Genomic DNA, 19,995 nt, shown 5'->3' on the forward strand with positions numbered 1-19,995 from the left:
ACCCTCGCCGTTGAAAATCGTCAAGCCGTTCCGTCTCAGCCTGCTGACCCGTCCGTACCGGTGGAAGGGCAGCAACCACCTGGGCATTGCCTCGATCGCCCTGGCGAGCCTGAACGCAGACCCGCAGTTGCAGCCGGAGCAGGAGCTCTGGCAGATGGTGAGCGAAGTGCTCGACCCCGGGAGCGTGCTGGACCTCAGCGTGCCCAAGGCCGAGGCCGAGGTGTTGGCCAGCGGCTTCGCCTACACCTGCCATCAGACCGAGAAGTCGCAGTGCGCAGTGCGCCTGCGCGTGGACACGCTCGAGAAAACGCTTCTGGTGTCCGGTGACCGCTACTGGCTCGACGGGCGATCGACGGCTCCCTTGCCCTTCGAGCAGATGCCTCTGGATTGGCGCCACACCTACGGCGGGCCCGGGTTCGCACAGAACCCGCTGGGCATCGGTGCGCAGGATGAGGTTGTCAACGGAGTGCACACGCGTCGGCTCCCCCACATCGAACACGCTTCCCGTCGCCTCGCCGGCCGCGAGCAGCGTGGCACCCCGGCGGCGCTCTGTGCCTACCTGCCGGACTGGCCGCAGCGCATGGCGCACATGGGCCGCCAGTACGACAACGCGTGGCTGGAAAACGGCTACCCCGGTTTCGCCGACGACATGGACTGGCGCTTCTTCAACGCGGCGCCGGAGGATCAGCGCTGGCCCGGCCGCAGTTCGCTGCCGCCGGGCGCAGCGTACGAACTGTGGAACATGCATCCGCGGATTCCCGTCATGAAGGGGCACCTGCCCGACTGGAACGCGGTCTGCCACGTCAGCTTCTCGGACGACGCCGACATGCTGAGGGCGGTGCCGCTGCACCTGAGCACCGCATGGTTCTTCCCCGACCGCGAACGCGTGATCCTGATTTGGCACGGCTCGACGGTGGTGCGCGAGGACGATGCCGCCGACGTCAAGCACATCATGCCAGTGCTTGAACTGCGGGACGCGCCGCGGCCGCCGGCGCATTACCGCGAGGTTCTTCTCAAGCGGATCGATCCAGAAAAAGGCGCGGTGCATGTACTGCGCGACAGAGACCTCGTTCCCCAGTCGATCCTTGGTGACTGGCGGCAGATGCAGTTGTCCAACCCGATGGCCGAGCCGCTGCCGCGAAACATCCGCGCCGGCCTGCTGCGCGACCACGATGCACGCCGTGCGGATCTGCTCGCGCGGGGACTCGACCCCGACCAGTACCTGACGGCCCCCTGGGAGCCCGAAGCGACTCCGGACTTCGACGACTTGCCCGAATACCTCGAGCGAGCGGAAGCCTCGGCCATGGAGGCGCGGGACCGGCTGCGGAAGGAGGGCGAGCGGATCGAGGCCGAGCGGGATTCCCTCCCAGTCGAAAGCGCTGCCGGATCGGCGGCGCGAGCACAGCCAGTGGTGCCCGATCCGCAGCAGCTCCAGCAGGAGATGGCAAAGGGCGACCGCTACGACCAGGCAAAACCGGGCACCGGGGATGCCGGGACCCATGGCGTCGAGGAGCCGGACGTCCCGACCGTGCCTGCCGATCCCCTGATGCGTCTCGGATACCTGCACTCCGCGCATCTCGGAGGATCGGCGCCCGCAATGCCAAGCTTCCGAAGCGCCAAGCTTCGCCGTCGGCTCTCGGTGGCCGAACCCGGGCAGCGCGCGTTCGCGCACATGAACCTGATCGGCGCCGATTTGTCCGGCATGGACCTTCGCGGAGCCGATTTCTCGCACGCCATGCTGGCGGATGCGGACCTGACGGGCGCGCAGCTCGACGACTGCAACTTTTCGCAGGCAGTTCTGGCGCGCGCCAACTTCACGGATGCGAGCCTTGCCCGAGCGTGGCTGGACGAGGCAAACATCGGCGGTGCGCGCTTCGATCGCACCAATCTCGAAGGCGCAAGCCTGCGGGAGGCGCATGCCGACGCAGCGCAGTTCGTTGGCTGCCGCATGGCGGGAGTCCGCATGGACCAGGTGCAGTTGCACGAGGCGTCGTTCGCGCGCTGCGACCTCCGCGGTTCGCGCTGGCACCAGGTGGCCCTGCTGCGAATGGCGCTCGAAGACCTGAATCTCGATCAGTCCGAGATGCTGCAGGTGGTCTGGATCGAATGCCAGCTGCGCCGCGTGTCATTTACCGGTGCAAAGCTGACGCGTTGCGGATTCGTGACGACAACGCTCGACAGCTCGGTGAACTTTTCCGATGCGACGCTGGACGCTTGCAGCGTGGCGCTGCGCAGCTCGCTGTCTGGCGTGCGGCTGAATGGCGCGAAGCTCAAGCAATGCGGCATGCGCGGCATGCCATTGGTTGCAGCGGACCTGAGCGCGGCGCACCTCGATACCTGCGATTTTTCCGAATGCAACTTCAGCGACGCGAAGATGGATGGCCTGTCCGCCGGCGAGAGCCTGTTCGTACGCGCCGATTTCACCCGCGCCTCCCTGCGCGCGGCCATCCTGATCGATGCGAACCTGTCGAAAGCCGTGCTCACCCATTGCGATCTGCGCGGTGCGAATCTCTTCCGCGCCGATGTCTCGCAGGCCCTCGTCGACGGCACCACCCTGCTGGATGGCGCCTACACCCGGCACGCCAAGGTATGGCCTGCGCGCCCTGCGGACGCACCAGCACCATGACGCGCGACGAACTTCTCGACCATGTGCGGCACGGCGTACAAGTGCGGAGCGTCGAATGCCGAGGCTGGGACCTTCGCGGCCTCGATCTGTCGGGCGCCCTCTGGGACAACGTCGATTTCACGGGCGCCAACTTCCAGGGCGCGCACCTGGCAGGCAGCGTGATCTCGCATTGCCGGATGGGTGAATGCGACTTCTCCGGCGGCATCGCAGGCAAGGCGCAGTTCTACCGGTGCCGACTGGAGCGCGCCGATTTCTCGCAGGCCACGCTCGAAGAGGCATCGTTCGTCGAATCGCACGTTCAGCAGGCCGATCTGTCCGGCGCCAATCTGGACCGTGCAACCTTCTTCCGCTCGGACCTCACGCAAACCCGGCTCGCCATGCTGCGAATGGATCGGGCCACCGTGGCCGAGTCGAAGCTCGCGCAGACCGATTTCACCGGTGCCGTGCTGAGCTTCGTGACCATGTACAAGCTCGACCTCTCGACGGCGATCTTCGCTGGCATGCAGGCCGACAGCGTGATATTCCTGGAGTGCGACCTGACGCGCCAGGTCTTTGCGGGCCTGACGCTGCAGCGGTGTCAATTCACCGACAGCAGGATGGACGGGGCGGACTTCCGCAACGCCACGTTGACGCAGAGCAATTTCAAGGGCGCGTCGCTGCTCAACGCGGACTTCTCCGGTGCCGCCGCAGCACAGACGATCTTTGCCGAAGCCGATCTGGGCGAGGCGAACTGCAGGGGCGGCCGCTTCGAGCAGTCGATCTGGGTCGACGCGAAGCTGCAGGGCACGGCGTTTGACGATGCCTTTCTGCCGCTGAGCGTGTTCCATCGCGCGCGTGCGAACGGGGCGGTCTTCCGCCGCGCCGAACTGCAAGACGCCGACTTTTCATACGCAGATCTCAGTGGTGCCGACATGAGCGGAGCGCACTTTTTTCGTACGCGCTTTCATCGAGCCATCCAGCAAGGGGCCCGGATTTCCGCACGCGGTGGCATCATTGAAAACGACCCCGAGCTGCACAAGGCGCAGGCCTGGTCCGACTCCCCGTGAACGGCAAAGCCATGCGCCATCGATCAACGCCAAGAAGGGAATCATCATGAATGTCGTTCCGCTCCGCTCGACTCCAGCCGAATCGACGCCGGTCCATTTCATCGGACGGCTGACAGCCTTCATGCCCGACGGGCAGCTGGGGGTCGAAGACGACGAAGGCGTCGTGTGGATGTGCCGGCGGGCAGCGAGCTGCCTGCTCAAACCAGAGCAGGGCGACACGGTGCTGTTGTCCGGGCCGGACCGCTACCGGGTCTACCTGATCGCGGTGATCGAACAGGCAGACCCCGCGACGAGCCGCATCGACGCCCCCGGCGACATCACGCTCGGTGGGGCTGTGGGAATGGTGTCGATCGAGAGCGCGGGCAATCTCAGCCTGCGAAGCGGAGCGACGCTGGAAATGAAAGGCGCGCAATGGACCCTGCAGGCCGACGAGGGCGATTGCCGCGTGGACCAGTTGCATGTCACAGCGCAGTCGGTCGATGCGACGGTGGGTCGGACGCGGCTCGTCGGCAAGGTGCTCGAGACCGTCGCCGAACGCATCGTGCAGATGGCGCGCAACGCCCTGCGCATGGTGGAGGAAGTCGACCAGTCCCGCGTCGGTCATCTGGACTGCAAGGCCACGCAGACGGTGCGCATCCACGGCCAGCACACGATGGTGACCGGCAAGGAACTGGTGAAGGTCGACGCCTCGCAGATCCACATGGGCTGACAAGGAGCTTCAACGATGTTTGCCAACTGCCAATTGATGGGGATGGACCTCGCCTTCCCGGACGTTTGCCGCACGCCGGTGCCTATTCCGTTCCCGAACATGGCCCTCGGGCCGATGGCCGTACCGAACGCCTGGAACATCCTCTTCATGGCGATGCCGGCACACAACATGGCTACGACCACGCCAATCACCCTGGGCGATCAGCCTGGGGCGCTGGGCGGCGTTGTGTCGCAGACCTTCATGCAGCAATCGCGTCACCTTACCGGCGCGTTCACGGTACTGCTCAAGGGCACGCCGGCCACCCGCGTGACCAGCATCACGATGCAGAACCGCTGCAACATGGTCGGCATGCGCATCGTGCCGAGCCAGTTCAAGGTGCTGATGCTGGCGCCCTGAGAAAGCGCGCCGCTTCCCGCGATCGTCAGACGGGCCTGGCCGTGCCCGCCAGCGTCACCTGCTGCGGAAACCCCACCCACACCGCCAGCGCCGAGTAGTTGTCGCGCGACTCATCGGCCTTGGCCTCGGCCGCGCGGCGCAGCAGCGCGAGCCACTCTTCAGCGCTGTCGGCCAGTTGCAATGAACGTTCCATCACCTGCTGTGAAATGAGCTGCCACAAGCCGTCGGTGCACAGCAAAAAAGCATCGCCGTCGGCCAGGCGCTGCGGCGTCGACACGGTGGTTTCCACCGCGGCCCTGGCGCCGAGCGCGCGGTACAGCAGGTTGGTCTTGACCAGGCGTTCTCCGCCATTGGTACCGTTGCCCAGTGCCGCTTCGCCCGAGCGCTCCGACAGGCTGTGGTCTTCGGTGCGCTGCATCAGCGCGCCGCGGCGGAACCAGTAGAGACGGCTGTCGCCCACGTGAGCCCAGCAGGCCTGGCCGCTGGTGCGGTCGACGAACAGCGAGACGATGGTCGCGCTCATCCTGCTCTGGTCGGCGAGCTCCCGCTGTTTGGCAAGGATGGCGTCGTTGGCGGCCTTCACGGCGTGCTGGATGTCCTCTTGCTCCACCGATGGGTTGCGCACGAAGGTGTTGAGCGCGGTGTCGACCGCAATGCGCGCGGCCAGTTCGCCGCCCGCGTTGCCGCCCACGCCGTCGCTGACGACGAAGCAGGCGTTGTATTCGTCGAGGTGGTAGCCGATGGCGTCCTGGTTGCCGCTGCGCTCGCCGACACAGGAGAACTGCGAGGTCGATATCGGCACCGCGAAAGCGCGGGTGAGTTCAAGCACGGCGCGCCTCCTTCAATCTTTCCATTTCCTTGTCGTAGGCCTGCTGGAAGGCCCGGCCGAAGACGGCCTGGAAGTCGTCCTCGACGGCCGCGGTGGTCTCGGTGTGCAGCTGCTGCAGTTCGCGCCACAGGCGCGCCTCGCGGCCACCGGGCAGCAGCTTCTCGCCCAGGCCTCCGTCGTGCGGCGTGGCGCTGTTCAGTGCCGCGGGATCGAAGCGCTTCAACAGCGTGAGCAGCGCGGCGCGCATGCCGGCAACCATGCCGAGCTGGTGCGACTGCAGGTCGCCGAGCGCATCGTGCACGGCCGCTTCGGGCGGCAGGAAGCCGGGCATGCGCGCGCCGAACATCTGCATCAGCACGGCGCGGCCGTTGGGCAGGATCTTGAACGGGTTGTTCTCCTCGTCCACGATCATCGTGATCTCGGCGCGCACCTCGCGCTTGAGCATGGCGCGCGAGGACAGCAGGTCGATGGTGCCGTCGGTGAAGGCCCGCATGATGCGGCCCAGCCGCTGCATGGCCTCGATGTCGAGCGGCTGCTGGCCGGCGACCTCGGGCACGCCGGCGCCTTCGAGGAAAGCCTTGAAGAGAGCTTCCGACGAGGAGGACGGGGCTGCGGGTTGTTGTTGCGCCGCAGGTTGCTGCGTTGCTGCCGCCGCTGTAGCGGCGGGCGCGGCAGCGGGCTCCGCGACCACGGCAGCCACCGGCGGAGCCACGACAGGCGGCGGCGCGGGCGGGCTCTCTTGCATCACGACGGGTGGAGACGGTGGCGGAGGCGCTGGAGGCGGCGGAACGGGCACCGGCGGAGGCGGCGGTGCCTCCACCTTCACCGGCTCGACAACGGGCGCAGGTGCGGGTGCCGGCGCTGGCATCGCCACGGGATTCGGCGGACGAAACTGCGCCGCCACTTCGCGCGCATGGTTCGACTGGCTGTACCCCTGCACGGCAGGCCTGTTGTTCTGCAGCAGGTCGAGCGCGGGGTGCGTGTCGCCCGGCAGCAGCGGATCGGTGTGCGCCAGCGCGGTGGGGCGCGGGTCGGTCAGCGGCGAGTGCGCGCTTTCGTCGGCCGCGAAGAAAGAGAGCGGATCGACGCCGCGCTTGAGCGCCATGTCCGACATGTCGTTGGCCGCGTCCGGGTTCAGTTCCGCGAGCGGATCGACCGGGTTGCGGCGCGCCTGCGACGGTAGCTCGAAGGGTTCGTGCGCCATCGGGTCGGGCATCGGCGCGGGCGTGCTGTCGACGCGGCGCGGCGCGTTGGCGAGGATGGCGTCCCAGTCCGCGGCGGAAGGAATCTGCGCCGGGGCAAGGCTCGGGCCTGTCTTTGGCGGGGGTGGCGGTGACGGCGGTGCCGATGGCTGCAGGGGCGCCGCGAAAGATTCGCTGGGCGCCGGCGCCGCCACGGGTGCTGGAGCCGGAGGGGGGGCCTGCCGCGGCGGCGTTGGCATCGCCACCGTGGGCTGCGTATCGCCGATGGGCAGCGCGCCTTCGCCGAACAGATCGGCGAACACGTCGGATGCGCCGGAGGACGGCAGCAGCGCATCGACGGGGCCCGCCGACACGGGCGCGGCCATCATCGGTGCTGCCATCGAAAGCGGCTGCAACGGCTGCACTGGAGAAGCCGGCGGCTGTACCGGTGCTGCCGCCGTCACGGGCGGCGCAACAGGCGGCGCACGCAGCGGGCTCGCGGCCTCCAGCACATAGCTGCCGATCGCCACGCGGTCGCCGTCGGCCACGCGCGCCTCCTGCTCATGCGCAAGCGAGCGCCCGTTCACGCTGATCGGCAGCACGGCACTCATGTTGCGCAGCACCGCAACGCCGTCGTCGTCGAAGCGCACTGTGGCCTGCAGGCGTGAGATCTGGCGCTGTTCGTCGGGCAGCACGAGGTGGTTGTCGGGGCTGCGTCCGATCGTTCCGCCGGGCGCCGCGAGCAATGCCGAGGGCCCCGCAGCCACCGGCCTGCCCGCATGTTCGATCACTGTCCAGAGCATGGCTTCTCCGTGTTCGTTTTCCCGCGCTTCGGCAACAGCGGCGGCCGCAGGGCCGCGGTGTTCTTCATCAGCGCTTCATTCGCTTGGCGGCCTCGAACGCAGGCCCCCACACCGGATGCTTGCGCTCCGCCACGTTGAGCTCGAAGCTCGGGAACGCATCGAGGATCTTGCGGAACTGCGTGCGGCATTCGGGCACCTGGTTTGCCACACAGTAGCTGAAGGCTTCGAGCTTCATCGCATCGAGCCGCGTAGCGGGCTCGGCGGCGTCGAACACCGACACGCCGCCGCTCTTGAGCGTGTTGACGGCCTTGGCATAGTCGCCGTCGTCATAAGCCTGCTGCGCGCGTTCGAGCGTGGTGCGTGCCACCTGCTGGCTCAGCCGTTCGGGTTGCGGTGCGGGATCGGGCGGTGGTGTGGTCGTGCAACCCGCGATCACCAAAAGAGCGAGCGCCAGAGCAGGCAGACATGACTTCAATCTTCTCTCCTACCTTGCAAAAGGCAATCCTTGAGTAGTGTGCCGCTGTGTTGCGACATGCACGCGACGCGCCATCGTAAGGGCGCACGACTTCGATAATATAGGCCGCGAACCCCCGGGGAGAATTCAATGCATCGACGAAGCTTGCTACAAGGCGCACTTGCAACCACACCGTTGTTTGCGGGCCTCATCAGTGGATGCGCATCGACGGCCAAGTCCATGCCCACGCCCTATGCCATCACCGTGAAGATCGACGATGGCGTCAACCCCGACGGACGCGGCCAGGCCGCGCCGATCCTCGTCAAAGTCTTCGAACTGAAATCTTCCGGCAACTTCGAGACGGCAGACTACTTTGCACTACAGGACCGTGACCGCGAGACGCTCATGACCGAGCTCGTGAACGCCGACCAGGCCATCATGCGCAGCGGCGAAGAGCGCGTGTTCAAGCGCGAGGCGGGACTCGACTCGCGCGCCATCGGCATCATCGCGGGCTACCGCAAGCTGGAAGCCGCGCGCTGGCGCATCGTGCTGCCATTGAAGGAACCGAAGCAGACCAACCTGTACAAGGTGTGGCAGTTCTCGCCGAGCGAGCAGGCCGTGCATGTCGCCATCCGCAAGACGGGCATCGAGTTGCTACCAAGTCGTTAATTTCTTCTCAAAAATTTGATTCGCTAGTACGAAAGTGCGAAAAATTAGCTAGCGAATTGCGATGCAAAACGTAAGACGCGCCGTGTAGCATCAAGAGCAAAACAGGTGGACCGGGAGGCCGCTCCTCAGCGCATCTTCCGCTTCGACGTGAGCACTCCCCAGGAGGTCTTTTGGTGACAGTTCGCAATCCGGGCGCCGCAAAGAACGGCGCCCTTCCGCAGGCGTTGGCGAATCGCGTGGTGTGGTCCGAAGGGATGTACCTGCGGCCGCAGCATTTCCAGCAAATGGAACGCTATGTCGAGCAGTACGTGACCCGGCGTACCGCAGGCCTGCAAGGCGCCTATTGGGGTTGGCTGCATCTCGAGATCGACCGCGACGCGTACGCACTGGGCCGCGTGTCGCTGCTCGGCGGTGCGGGCGTGATGCCGGATGGCACGCCGTTTTCGTTCGGCGCCGAAGACGCGCCCCTGCCTTACGAAGTACCGAACGACCTCACCGACGAACTCATCGTGCTCGCGCTGCCGCTGCGCAGGCCGGGCAGCGAGGAGGTCATCTTCTCGGAAGACGAAGGCTCGGCCGCGCGCTTCGGCGTGATCGAGCGCGAGGTGAACGACGGCAATGCCGTTGCGCTCGGTCCTGCCGTGCTGCAGCTCGCTTCGCCGCGCCTGCGCCTGGCGCGCGCTTCTTCGCTCACCGCGGAGTGGCAGGCCATCGGTGCGGTGCGCGTGATCGAGCGGCGCACCGACCACAAGCTGGTGGTCGATGCCAACTACATTCCGCCGGTGCTCGATGCCTCGGCGCACGGGATGCTGCGCAGCATGATCGCGGAACTGCACGGGCTGCTCACGCAGCGCTCCGAGGCACTGGCCTCGCGGCTGTCGCAGCCGGGGCGCGGCGGCGTGAGCGAGGTCTCCGACTTCCTGCTGCTCGAACTGGTCAATCGCTACCTTGCACTCACGTGGCACGCGCAGCAGGCGGTGCAGGTGCATCCCGAGGAGCTGTTCGTCGACTGGCTCAAGCTCGCTTGCCACCTGGCCACGCACACCTCGCCCACGCGCCGTCCGGTGCTGTGGCCGGTGTATGACCACGACAACCTCAACGATTGCATCCGCCCCTTGCTGGAAGAGCTGCGGCGTTCGCTGTCGGCGGTGCTCGAGCAGAGCGCGATCGCCATCGAACTCGAAGAGCGCAGCCACGGCGTGCGCGTGGGCCGCATGCCCGACCCGGTGCTGGTGCGCAACGCGGGCTTCGTGCTCGCGGTGCATGCCGACCTGCCGGCCGATGCCATCCAGCAGCGCTTCCCCACGCAGGTGAAGATCGGCTCGGTCGAGCGCATCCGCGACCTCGTGCAGCTGCAGCTGCCGGGCGTGGTGGTACGGCCGCTGCCGGTGGCGCCGCGGCAGATTCCGTACAACGCGGGCTATCACTATTTCGAACTCGACAAGAGCGGCGACATGTGGCGACAGCTCGAAAAGTCCGGCGGCGTGGCGATGCACCTGGCCGGTGACTTTCCCGGCCTGGCCATGGAGTTCTGGGCCATCCGTCCGTGAGGGAGTCTATGAACGGTGTCAACGACATGGCCGTCGGCCCGGGCGGCTTCGTGCCGCCGAACCCCGGCGGCGGCAACGCCAGCGGCGATGCAGGCGGCATGCCGTCCGCCTCGCGTGCCGGCGGTATCGGTGGCCTCGGCGCGCAGCCGGAGTCCTTCACCGCGTGGCACGACTCGCGGCGCCCGCATGCGGGCGACACGGCGCTCGCGGGCAACAACCCGCTGGTGGCCGCGGCCAATCCGCTGCTCGACCTGATCCCGCAGATCCGTGCCACCGGCCACCATGCCGCGCCCTCGCAGCTGCGCGAACACCTCGTCGACGAGGTGCGCCGCTTCGAGACGCGCGCGCAGCAGGCGGGCATTTCTCCCGAAGTGATCATCGGCGCGCGCTACTGCCTGTGCACGGCGGTCGACGAGGCCGCCGCGCTCACGCCGTGGGGCGGCAGCATCTGGTCGTCGCAGAGCCTGCTCGTGATGTTCCACAACGAGACCTGGGGCGGCGAGAAGTTCTTCCAGCTGCTGTCGCGCCTGGTGCAGAACCCGCAGCAGCACCTGCACCTGATCGAGCTCATCTACTTCTGCCTGGCGATGGGCTTCGAGGGGCGCTTTCGCGTCATCGACAACGGCCGCACGCAGCTCGAGACGCTCAAGCAGCGGCTGCTGCAGATCATCCGGCAGACGCGCGGCGAAATCGCCGTGCCGCTGTCGCCGCACTGGCAGGACGCGAGTGCGCCCGTGCGGCGCGCGCGCAACTGGCTGCCGGTGTGGGCGGTGGGCGCGGTGGCAGCGGTGCTGCTGGTGCTCGTGTTCGCGCTGCTTACCTTCAACCTGGCGGGCCATTCCGACGGCGCCTTCGCGGCCGTCAATGCAGTGCGCCTGCCGCAGACGGAGCGCGCCGTCGTCTTGCCAGCGCCGACGCCGCGGCTGCAGCGCTTTCTCGAGCCCGAGATCCGCGACGGCCTGCTGACCGTGCGCGACGAGGCCGATCGCAGCGTGGTGGTGCTGCGCGGCGACGGCCTGTTCGCCTCGGGCTCCGACCGCGTGCTCGACCGCTATGTGCCGGTGCTCGCGCGCGTGGCCGATGCGCTCAATGCCGTGGAAGGCAACGTGCTGGTCAGCGGCTTCAGCGACGACCAGCCGATCCGCAGCGTGCGCTTTCCTTCCAACTGGCAGCTCTCGCAGGCCCGCGCCGACGCGGTGCAGAAGATGATCGCCACCCGCCTCGCGCGGCCCCAGCGCCTGCGCGCCGAAGGCCGCGGCGATGCCGACCCGATCGTGCCCAATGATTCCGCTGCCAACCGCGCGCGCAACCGGCGCGTCGAGGTGACGCTGCTGGTGGCGCCCGTTGCCGGTATGCCAGCAACCTCCGCGCCGCTTGTGGCGCCCACTCCCGCTCCGCAGCCCGGAGGCTCCCGCTGATGCTGCGCGCCATCTTCCGTTTTCTCATCAGCCGCGACCTGTGGGTCTTCCTGGGCCTGGTCGCACTCGCCTTCCTGATCTGGATCATCGGCCCGGCCATCGCGGTGGGCCGCTATCGTCCGCTCGAGGACGAGATCGTGCGCATCGCGATCATCGTGCTGATGTTCGCGATCTGGCTCGTGCGCGTCATCTACCGCAAGTGGCGCGAACGCCGCCTCAATGCGCAGCTGCTCAACCAGCTGCGCACGCCTTCCAAGAAGGAGAAGGAGGCCAAACCCGAGGACGCGCCCGAGATCAAGGAGCTGCAGAGCGGCTTCACCGACGCCACGGCCATCCTGAAGAACATGCGCTTCGGCCAGGATGCCGACGGCAAGCCCGCGAGCCGCTTCTCGCTGTTCGACCGGCAGTACCTGTACCAGCTGCCCTGGTACATCTTCATCGGCGCGCCGGGCTCGGGCAAGACCACCGCGCTGGTCAATTCCGACCTAGACTTTCCGCTGGCCGACCAGCTCGGCAAGGCGGCCGTGCGCGGCATCGGCGGCACGCGCAACTGCGACTGGTGGTTCACCAACGAGGCGGTGCTGATCGACACGGCCGGGCGCTACACCACGCACGAGAGCAACCGCGAGACCGACGAGGGCGAGTGGAAGGGCTTCATCGAGCTGCTCAAGAAGTTCCGCCCGCGCCAGCCGATCAACGGCGCGATCCTCACCATCAGCATCGCCGACCTTCCGCTGGCCGACGACGCGCAGCGCGCGCGCCACGCGATGGCGCTGCGCAAGCGGCTGCTGGAACTGCGCAATGACCTGGGCATCGACTTCCCGGTGTACGTGCTGGTGACAAAGACCGACCTGCTGGCCGGCTTCAACGAATACTTCGGCTCGCTGGGCCGCGCCGAGCGGCAGCAGGTGTGGGGCTTTACCTTCCCCATCCAGGGCAACCCGGCGAACGCGAAGGCCGTCAAGGGCAAGGGCGCGGCCCCGGTGAGCGGCGACCTGCGCGAGCGCTTCCACCAGGAATACAAGCTGCTGCACCAGCGCCTCGACGAACGCCTGCCCGAACTGCTGGCGGCCGAGTCCGACCCGATGCGCCGCGCGCAGGCCTACCTGCTGCCGCAGCAGTTCGCGAGCTTCGAGGACATCCTCGGCACATTCCTGGCGGACGTGTTCAATCCGTCGAAGTTCGAGGCCGCGTCGATGCTGCGCGGCGTGTACTTCACCAGCGGCACGCAGGAGGGCACGGCCTTCGACCGCGTGATGGGCGCCATCAAGCGCTACCTGCAGGTCAACGCGCCGCCGGCGCCGCCGCCGGGCCCCGGCAAGAGCTACTTCCTGAAGGAGCTGCTGCAGCAGGTGATCTTCCGCGACGCGGGCGTGGCCGGCACCAACCTGAGCTGGTACCGGCGCAAGCGGGCCATCGACATCGCGGGCTACTGCGCCATCGGCGTGCTGCTGGTGCTGTTCCTGGGGGCCTGCGTGAACAGCTGGCGCAACAACAAGGACTACGTGGCCGAGGTCGACACCAACGCCAAGGCCTTCAACAAGGCGGCCGCGCGCGGCGAGCTGCCGACGGTGGTCGACTCGAGCGGCGACATCGCGAGCTCGCTGCTCGTCCTCGACAAGCTGCGCGATCTGCCGAAGTCCAGCCACTTCGACATCGGCGATCCGCCCACGTCCTACCGCTTCGGCCTCTACCAGGGCGAGAAGCTGCAGGCCGCGACCGACGGCGTGTACCAGCGCGCGCTCGAAACCGTGCTGCTGCCGCAGGCCGCGCAGCGCGTGGAGCAGTCGCTGCGCGAAGCCGCGAAGATCGACGCCGAGTACAGCTATGAAGCGCTCAAGGCGTATCTCATGCTGTACGACCCGGAGCGCTACGACGCCGACTTCCTGCAGGCCTGGCTGCTCACCGATGTGGACCGCAAGATCGGCGCCTCGCTCACGCGCGAGCAGCGCGCGAACCTCGAATCGCACCTGAAAGCGCTGTTCTCGGGACGCGTGGTGACCTCGCCCTTCGCCAAGGACGACAGGCTCATCACGCAGACGCGCGAGCGCCTGGCCGGCGTGCCGCTGGCGCAGCGCTCTTATGCGCGGCTGCGCCGCATCCTGCTGCAGACCAGCCCGCCCAATGCCTTCACCATCGCCGAGGCGGGCGGGGCCGAGTCGGCACTGGTCATCCGCCGTGCCAGCGGCAAGCCGCTGACCGATGGCATTCCCACGCTGTTCACCTACCGCGGCTACTGGGACATCTTCGACAAGCGCATCGCCGAGACCACGCTGTCGCTCGAGCAGGAAGACCGCTGGGTGCTGCAGATCCGCGCGCCCGGCATCACCGACATCACCTCGCGCGAGCTGCTGCTGCGCGAAGTGCGGCGGCTCTACCTCACCGACTACATCAAGGTGTGGGACGACTACCTCGTCGACATCCGCCTGGCCGACAGCCGTTCGCTGCTGCAGAGCATCCAGATGACGCGCGTGCTCTCCACAGCCGAGTCGCCGATGTCGCGGCTGATCCGCGGCGCCGCACGAGAGACCGACCTGCTGCGCAACCACGACGAGGCCGCGCGCAGCCTGCTCGACCAGGCGCAGAACCGCGTGCAGAGCACGCGCGAGCGCATCGAGCAGCTCATCGGCCAGCCCGACGGCAGCCAGCGCCGCAATACGCGCGTGGACCGGCCCGAATCGCTGGTGGACAACCACTTCGAGCCGCTGCGCCGCATGGTGACCGCGCCCAAGCAGGGCGGCCAGGCGCCCATCGACGCGACGGCCGCGCTCATCAACGAGCTCTACAACTTCCTCACTGCCACCGACACCGCGCTGCGCAGCGGCAACATCCCGCCGACCAGCGATTCGGTCACCAAGGTGCAGGCCGAGGCCGGGCGCCTGCCGGTGCCGTTCCAGGGCATGCTGAACGACCTGTCGGCCACTGCGTCGTCGAAGGCGGCGGCGGTGACGCGGCAGAACATCGGGCAGAGCGCTGCGGCCAGCATCGGCTCGTTCTGCAGCCAGGCGATCGCGGGGCGCTATCCGTTCACGCGTGGGTCGAACCGCGACGTGGCCTCGGGCGACTTCGCGCAGCTGTTCGCGCCGGGCGGGATGATGGACGACTTCTTCCAGAAGAACCTCGTCACGCAGGTCGACACCTCGGTCAACCCGTGGACCTTCAAGCGCGGCGTGGACGGCAGCGCCACCGGCCGTTCGGCCTACCTCGATTCGTTCCAGAAGGCGCAGGCCATCCGCGACGTGTTCTTCTCGGGCATGGCGGGCGGGCGCACGCCTTCGTTCACCATCGACATCCGGCCCGAGGACATGGACGCGTCGCTCACGCAGTTCACGCTCGACATTGACGGGCAGACGGTGCGCTACGCGCATGGCCCGCAGGCGCCGAGCACCGTCAAGTGGCCCGGCCCGCGCAACAGCAACCAGGTGCGCCTGCAGGTCACCACCGCCAACGGCACGCCGGCCGGCGGCATCGTGACCGAAGGGCCGTGGGCGCTGCACCGGCTGTTCGACAAGGCCTCGATCTCCGCGGGCAGCTCGCCCGAATCGTTCAATGCGAGCTTCGACCTGCAGGGCAAGAAGGTGGTGCTCGCGGTCACGGCCAACAGCGTCTACAACCCGCTGCGCCTGCCGCAGATGAACAGCTTCTCCTGCCCCGGGAAGTCCTGATATGAACAGCAGCATTCCCCCGCAGGCCTGGGTGCCCGTCGACGAACAGATCGGCTGGTACGGCAAGCTGCCCGCTGCCGGCGACTTTCTCTACCGCCGCATGCCGCGCGAGCTGCAGGCCTGGTGGGACCGCTGGATGCAGAACGGCCTGGGCAGCTTCAAGCGCTGGCCCGATGCGATGACGCAGCACTACGCGGTGGCTCCGGTGTGGAACTTCGCCATTCCCGCCACGCAGGGCGTCGACGCCGTGCAGTTCGGCTGCATCGCGCCGAGCTGCGACCGCGTGGGCCGCTACTACCCCGTCTGCATCACGCTGCAGGTGGCCGCGCGCAACTATCGCCCGTCGGTGCTCGAAGGCTCGGCCGAGTGGTATTGGCAGTGCGGCAGCGCGCTGCTGCAGGCCATCCGCCACGGCGTGGCGCCCGACCAGTTCGACAGCCAGGTGCTGGCCGCGGGCCGCGCCGGCTTCCAGACCGCCAGCGGCGGTTCGGACGACATCCTCTCGATCCTCGGGCCGACGGCAGGCGGCGCGGGTGCGCAGCAGCGCCTGGGCTGGCCCGAGCTTCCACTGTGTTTCGACCCCTTCGGCAGCACCAGCTACTGGTGGACCAACCAGGCCGATGGATCGCCGCTGCGCACCGCCGCCCACGGCGGCGGCCTCAACACACCATTGTTTTCCAAGTTGTTTTCGCAGGGACACGTGCCATGGGCATGAAGCACCAGATGAGCCATGAGAGCCACCGCCCCGCAGGAGAAGAAGCATGACCACGACGCACGGCACCGCAAGCCCGCCGGCCGACACGCAGGAGGAACGGCCGCATCCACTGGGCGTGAACCACCGGCTTGACGAATTCGAGCTGCTGGAGGTGATCGGCGAAGGCGGCTTCGGCATCGTCTACCGGGCCTACGACCACTCGCTGCAGCGCGAAGTGGCGATCAAGGAATACATGCCTTCGATGCTCGCGCGCCGCGTGGGCGACAACAGCGTGCACGTGCGTTCCGAGCGGGTCACGGCCACCTTCCAGGCGGGCCTGCGCAGCTTCATCAACGAGGCGCGCACGCTCGCGCAGTTCAGCCACCCGGCGCTGGTGCGGGTGCATCGCTTCTGGGAGGCCAACTCCACCGCCTACATGGCGATCCAGCTCTACAAGGGCCGCACGCTGCGTCGCCTGGCCGAGGACGAGCCGGGCAAGATCACCGAGCCCTGGCTGGTCGGCATGCTCGGGCCGCTGCTGGGCGCCCTCGAGACGCTGCACCGCAGCCAGTGCTTCCATCGCGACATCGCGCCCGACAACATCTTCATCCAGCAGGACGACCTGCCGGTGCTGCTCGACTTCGGCGCGGCGCGCAAGTCCATTGCCGACCTCGTCGACGAGGTGGCGGTGATGGTGAAGTCGGGCTACTCGCCCATCGAGCAGTACGCCGACGACAACACCCTGCTGCAGGGCGCGTGGACCGACCTGTATGCCCTGGGCGCCGTGCTGTACCGTGCGGTCACCGGCCATCCGCCGCCTTCGGCCGTGGTGCGCAGCGTGCAGGATGCCTACGTGCCGCTGTCCTCGATGGACCGCGCCGACCTGAGCCCGGCCTTCTGCGCCGCGGTCGACCACACGCTGGCCGTGCACAGCAAGGACCGCACGCAGACCGTGGCCGCCTTCGCGGCCGAACTGGGGCTGGTGAAGCTCGGCGACATCTACGTGAGTGGCATGGGCGCGCCGACGGTGATCGTTCCCGCATCGCCCGTGCCGGCAACGCCGCCGCCGCCGCTGGAGCCGCAGCAGTTCTCCCCGGTGTCGGCACCGGTACCGCTGGAACCGGTGCCGGTGGCGATGGCAGCGCCCGAGCTGCCGAAGGCGCCTGCGCCACAGGACAGTCGCAGCAAGGCGCCTGGCCGCAAGGCCGCGGCGCCCGCGCAAAAGAAGAAACCCGCATTCCCGCGGTGGGGCCTGGTGGGCGGGCTCGTGATCGCGCTCGTGGCCGTGGGCAGCTGGATCGGCCTGCGCCTGACCTCGGGCATGCAGCCGCAGGACGCCAAGACCGCGATGGTGCCGGCGCCGCCGCCACCCGCCGCGCCGATGTCGAGCAACACCGCGCCGCCGGTGGCGATGCCGCCGCCCGCCACCGATGGCGTGCCGCCAACCGTGGCCGGCGCACCCACCGCACCGCCGCCCGCCACGCCGGCCAGCGCGCCTGCTGCTGCGGCGGGTCCGCTGGCGCCGCTGGAGACCGTGCCGGTCGTCCCGCCGGCCGCACCGCCCGAATCCGCGCTGGCCATCGCCGAGGCCGAAGACTGGAATCTCGCGCAGACCGAGAACACGCGCGAAGGCTACGAGGCCTACCTGCGCCGCTACCGCCGCGGTGTGCATGCGCGCGAGGCGCGCAACGCCCTCGCCGAGATCAACCGGCTCTCGCCGCCGTCCGTGCCCCTCGTGCCGGGCACGCAGCCGCGGGGCACCACGACGACCGTGGCGGGTGCGACACCCGGCACGACGGGCGCTGCCGCCACCCCTGCACCCGCACCCGCGGCGGCGCCAGGCCTGGGACGCGTGCTGTTCAACGTCCGACCGTGGGGCCAGGTGTTCGTCGACGGCGCGGACCGCGGCGTGAGCCCGCCGCTCAAGTCGCTGTCGCTGCGCCCGGGCATCTACAACATCGAAGTGCGCAATGGCGACCTCGAGGTCTACCGGCAGCGGGTGACGGTGCAGGACAGCAAGTCGGCGCCCGTGGTGGCGCACGAGTTCAAATAGCAGTACGCCGGCGCTGGCGGCGGGGCCGCATTCATGTGCGGCTGTGCAGCGCCCTGCGGTACTGCACCGCCTCCGCAAGATGCTCGACCTGCACGGCCTCCGACGAGCCCAGGTCCGCAATCGTCCGCGCCACCTTCAGCGCGCGGTGCGTACTGCGCGCCGACCATCCGAGCTTGGACGCCGCGTTGAACATGAACCGGCGGGCCGCGTCGTCGAGCCCGGCGTGCCGGTCGATCGCCGCGCCCTGCAGCGACTGGTTCGCGTACCCCTGCCGCTGCATCGCGCGCTCGCGCGCCCCGATCACCCGGCCGCGGATGCTTTCCGTCGATTCCCCTGCCGGCGCGTCGAGCAGCAGCTGCGCCGACACCGCCGGTACCTCGATGTGCAGGTCGATGCGGTCCAGTAGCGGGCCGCTGAGCTTGCCCTGGTAGCGCGAGACCTGGTATGGGAAGTCAAATATAGTGAGCTTCGGTATGCAAGTGAATCAACAGTTTGCGCATTAACTTTGATCGACGATCTAAGTGCGTGGATCACACTTAGTGCACTCAGAGTGATTTCAGGCCGAAGTTGTTGAGCTAACTAACTGGGCATACAACATCTTCGGAATGGGGTCGCGAGTGTTGCCTCACACAGAACCGATGCCTGGTGTCACTTGTAGTGCGACGCCCAGTTATAGAAAGGGATCGAGAGGTCATGGCGGGACGCATAGAACGGCTCGGTCTCGGGGTTGTCCCAGTGCAGGACGGAAAAGCGACAGCTCTTGGTTCCGAATTCCTGCTCGACATGATCTGCGAGGATGTCCGTCATTGCTTCACGCTGGGCAAGGCTTCTGCTGTCCGAGAATTCGAACAGCCGCGCGAGGTATCTGCCGTCCTTCGTGACAAACGCGCGATCGGTCTTGAGAAGCGCACGCACGAACGGTTCGGCGCCATCGTGCAGCCAGAGCCAGCAACCACCGAACTCTCCGTTCTCCGCGGGACCGGCCTCCCGGTCGACCAGAGCCACGAGTTCGCCAAAGCGTGCGGAGATTGTTTGCGCTTCCAACTTGCTTCCGAGGAAGTACGGGGCGAGGTCGATCGATGCAGCTTGAAGAGTCTCGTTGAGCTGCTGCTTGTCCTGGATGTCACGTGGCGATGTCAGATCGTCGGTGACTAAGACGAAACGGAAGGCCGTCTCCTGAGCCACGTGAGCATCGATGAGAGCCAGCATGTCTCTTATCACTAGCTCGGCATGCTCGCGAGTCTTCACGACCGCGCCGATTCCGCTGAGTCCAGGTTGATACAGCTCGAGTCCAGGAACTTGGTCCCACTCGGCGGCACCGCCTTCGTCGCGGTGCGCAAGCTCTGCTCCACGCAGGGCCCAGCGCCACTCCCGTTCATGCGTCCAGTCGACCGTGCGGCCCGGCCCTACTACGTCCGTGACGTAGCGGTACTGCTCCGCGTGCGGTAGGACATCTGGCGAAAAAATTCGGGCGCCACCATCCGTGCCGCTGGATACTGTCGCGTTAGGCTGGCTCAGGCCGTAGATTGCAGTCCGAGCGCCGAGTGAGCGCATGTTGCTTTTGGGAAAAACAAGAGCAACCTCCCCCATGGCTTCTCCGCGCGCGTTCCGTTTGCGACTAGCCTCCACGAACGCAGCGAGGGGCATCTCCGAGAAGCAGACTGCGGGATCGGGTCCATAGATGGTTCGCACGCCGTTACGGTAGGACCAGGTGGCCCAGAGCCGCCCGTTACGCAATGCCGCCCTCAACATGAAGATCGCAGGGAGCTTTTCGTCCTCGTACACGCTATGCCATCCGAGGTGCTCCGGCAGGGAGATGCCGTTTGGGCCACTCTGATCGATGTCGCGAAAGAAATGGATCAGGTAGTCGGACAAGTCAAAGCGATAGTTGTTGTCCATGGG

General features: G+C 67.5%; 14 protein-coding genes and 1 pseudogene. 10 read left to right on the forward strand and 5 right to left on the reverse strand.

Features of this window, described 5'->3' with window-relative positions; translation table 11 throughout:
- The first annotated feature begins 10 nt into the window (after nucleotides 1-10).
- The 4 genes from ACEN9N_RS25625 to ACEN9N_RS25640 are packed head-to-tail and all read left to right on the forward strand — an operon-like array spanning nucleotide 11 to nucleotide 4,777.
- The gene (locus ACEN9N_RS25625) at nucleotides 11-2,626 is read left to right on the forward strand and encodes a DUF2169 family type VI secretion system accessory protein (RefSeq protein ID WP_495654808.1); all 2,616 of its coding nucleotides are present in this window, start codon (nucleotides 11-13) and stop codon (nucleotides 2,624-2,626) included.
- Nucleotides 2,623-3,672, forward strand: a complete 1,050-nt coding sequence (locus tag ACEN9N_RS25630; RefSeq protein WP_413314909.1) for a pentapeptide repeat-containing protein — start codon at nucleotides 2,623-2,625, stop codon at nucleotides 3,670-3,672. The genes ACEN9N_RS25625 and ACEN9N_RS25630 overlap by 4 nt, the downstream gene beginning before the upstream one ends.
- A 46-nt stretch (nucleotides 3,673-3,718) precedes the next feature.
- Nucleotides 3,719-4,381, forward strand: a complete 663-nt coding sequence (locus ACEN9N_RS25635) for a DUF3540 domain-containing protein (protein ID WP_413314910.1) — start codon at nucleotides 3,719-3,721, stop codon at nucleotides 4,379-4,381.
- Between the two features lie 15 nt (nucleotides 4,382-4,396).
- The gene (locus ACEN9N_RS25640; RefSeq protein WP_413314911.1) at nucleotides 4,397-4,777 is read left to right on the forward strand and encodes a DUF4150 domain-containing protein; all 381 of its coding nucleotides are present in this window, start codon (nucleotides 4,397-4,399) and stop codon (nucleotides 4,775-4,777) included.
- A 25-nt stretch (nucleotides 4,778-4,802) separates the two neighbouring features.
- On the opposite strand, the gene ACEN9N_RS25645 is transcribed toward ACEN9N_RS25640, so the two are convergent.
- From ACEN9N_RS25645 to ACEN9N_RS25655, 3 genes are all read right to left on the reverse strand, one after another.
- On the reverse strand, nucleotides 4,803-5,606 hold the full coding sequence (locus ACEN9N_RS25645) for a PP2C family protein-serine/threonine phosphatase (RefSeq protein WP_413333077.1): 804 nt from the start codon (nucleotides 5,604-5,606) through the stop codon (nucleotides 4,803-4,805).
- Nucleotides 5,599-7,590 carry a type VI secretion system-associated FHA domain protein TagH gene (gene tagH, locus ACEN9N_RS25650; RefSeq protein ID WP_495654809.1) on the reverse strand — a complete coding sequence of 664 codons (1,992 nt, stop codon included), beginning with the start codon at nucleotides 7,588-7,590 and terminating at the stop codon, nucleotides 5,599-5,601. The genes ACEN9N_RS25645 and tagH overlap by 8 nt, the downstream gene beginning before the upstream one ends.
- 67 nt (nucleotides 7,591-7,657) lie before the next feature.
- Nucleotides 7,658-8,065 carry a TssQ family T6SS-associated lipoprotein gene (locus ACEN9N_RS25655; protein ID WP_007831825.1) on the reverse strand — a complete coding sequence of 136 codons (408 nt, stop codon included), beginning with the start codon at nucleotides 8,063-8,065 and terminating at the stop codon, nucleotides 7,658-7,660.
- Between the two features lie 219 nt (nucleotides 8,066-8,284).
- On the opposite strand from ACEN9N_RS25655, the gene tssJ reads away from it, so the two are divergent.
- The 6 genes from tssJ (at nucleotide 8,285) to ACEN9N_RS25685 (ending at nucleotide 18,093) form a co-directional block, all read left to right on the forward strand.
- Nucleotides 8,285-8,713, forward strand: a complete 429-nt coding sequence (gene tssJ / locus ACEN9N_RS25660; protein ID WP_007831824.1) for a type VI secretion system lipoprotein TssJ — start codon at nucleotides 8,285-8,287, stop codon at nucleotides 8,711-8,713.
- 254 nt (nucleotides 8,714-8,967) lie between these two features.
- The gene (gene tssK / locus ACEN9N_RS25665) at nucleotides 8,968-10,263 is read left to right on the forward strand and encodes a type VI secretion system baseplate subunit TssK (RefSeq protein ID WP_237726069.1); all 1,296 of its coding nucleotides are present in this window, start codon (nucleotides 8,968-8,970) and stop codon (nucleotides 10,261-10,263) included.
- 8 nt (nucleotides 10,264-10,271) lie between these two features.
- On the forward strand, nucleotides 10,272-11,681 hold the full coding sequence (locus ACEN9N_RS25670; protein ID WP_495654810.1) for a DotU family type VI secretion system protein: 1,410 nt from the start codon (nucleotides 10,272-10,274) through the stop codon (nucleotides 11,679-11,681).
- Nucleotides 11,681-15,346: a type VI secretion system membrane subunit TssM gene (tssM, locus tag ACEN9N_RS25675; protein ID WP_495654811.1), complete on the forward strand. Its 3,666-nt coding sequence runs from the start codon at nucleotides 11,681-11,683 to the stop codon at nucleotides 15,344-15,346. Before ACEN9N_RS25670 ends, tssM begins: the two co-directional genes overlap by 1 nt.
- A 1-nt stretch (nucleotide 15,347) precedes the next feature.
- Nucleotides 15,348-16,061: a type VI secretion system-associated protein TagF gene (gene tagF, locus ACEN9N_RS25680; RefSeq protein ID WP_007831816.1), complete on the forward strand. Its 714-nt coding sequence runs from the start codon at nucleotides 15,348-15,350 to the stop codon at nucleotides 16,059-16,061.
- Between the two features lie 46 nt (nucleotides 16,062-16,107).
- A complete protein-coding gene (locus ACEN9N_RS25685) occupies nucleotides 16,108-18,093 on the forward strand; it encodes a serine/threonine-protein kinase (protein WP_495654812.1) in 1,986 nt (661 codons plus the stop codon).
- A gap of 31 nt (nucleotides 18,094-18,124) precedes the next feature.
- Here ACEN9N_RS25685 and ACEN9N_RS25690 read toward each other — a convergent pair.
- Nucleotides 18,125-18,541: pseudogene (locus ACEN9N_RS25690) on the reverse strand (magnesium chelatase subunit ChlI family protein); the annotation flags it as partial.
- 200 nt (nucleotides 18,542-18,741) lie between these two features.
- Entirely contained in the window at nucleotides 18,742-19,992 is a 1,251-nt protein-coding gene (locus ACEN9N_RS25695) for a DUF4427 domain-containing protein (RefSeq protein ID WP_495654813.1), read from the reverse strand.
- Nucleotides 19,993-19,995 lie beyond the last annotated feature (3 nt).

Source organism: Variovorax sp. Varisp46, from assembly GCF_059491885.1.